Raw genomic sequence first — 1080 nt, 5'->3', positions numbered from 1 at the left:
CCCCTCCTCCCGCCGCTTCCCCGACCCCGTGCACCTGCGCGTCGAGGACGTCCCCGAGTTCGCGTACGCCGAGGACCGCGAGCGGCTGCGGCCCCTGCTGGAGCGGGCCGGCCGGCTGCGCGCCGCCGTAGTGGACGAGGGCGCCCTCATCGACCGGGACGCGGTGTGGGAGCTGAAGCGCCAGGCGCTGGAGCTGGTGCGGCAGGTGCCGCTCGGGCCCGGCCGCCGCGCCGCCCACGCCGGCTTCCTCGCCGAACAGGGCCGGGCCCTGGAGGACCACGCCACCTGGTACGCCCTGGCGGAGGTGCACGGCTCCGACTGGAGCCGGTGGCCGGAAGGACTGCGGGACCCGCGCTCGTCGGACACCGCCCGCGCCCGCGCCGAGCTGGCGGACCGGGTCGGCTTCCACTCCTGGCTCGCCTGGCTCACCGACGACCAGCTCACCGCCGCCCAGCGCACCGCCCGCGAGGCCGGCATGCCGGTCGGGATCGTGCACGACCTCGCCGTCGGCGTGCACCCCGGCGGGGCCGACGCCTGGGCCCAGCAGGACCACTTCGCGGCCGGCATGTCCGTCGGCGCCCCGCCGGACGCCTTCAACGCGCGCGGCCAGGACTGGGGCCTGCCGCCCTGGCGCCCCGACCGCCTCGCCGCCTCCGGGTACGCGCCCTTCCGCCGCCTGCTGCGCGCCCTGTTCCGCTACGCCGGCGCCCTGCGCATCGACCACGTGATGGGCCTGTTCCGGCTGTGGTGGGTACCGCGGGGCCGCCCGCCCACGGAGGGCACGTACGTCCGCTACGACGCCGAGGCCATGCTCGCGACCCTGGTGCTGGAGGCCTCGCGGGCGGGTTCCGTGGTGATCGGCGAGGACCTGGGAACGGTGGAACCCGGGGTGCGCGAGACCCTGGACCGGCGCGGGGTGCTCGGCACGTCGGTGCTGTGGTTCGAACGGGACTGGGACGGCGAGGCGGAGGCCCACGGCGCACGCGCCGACTGGCTGGCGCTCGCCGGCAGCACCTGGACGCTGGTGTTCGCCGGGGTCACCGACGCCACCCGCCGCGACGCCTGGTTCGTGCGCGCCGA

Annotated in this window: 1 protein-coding gene; it reads left to right on the top strand. The window is 77.3% G+C overall.

The genetic code is table 11. The features are described 5' to 3' along the window. A partial coding sequence (gene malQ / locus C1I97_RS37715) for a 4-alpha-glucanotransferase (RefSeq protein WP_111007344.1) occupies nucleotides 1-1080 on the top strand: 1080 nt, incomplete at both ends.

Origin of the sequence: Streptomyces sp. NTH33 (genome assembly GCF_003236365.1) — a bacterium.
Lineage (GTDB): Bacteria > Actinomycetota > Actinomycetes > Streptomycetales > Streptomycetaceae > Streptomyces.
Note: the sequence above shows the minus strand (reverse complement) of the source record. Positions and strands in the feature narration are given on the sequence as shown.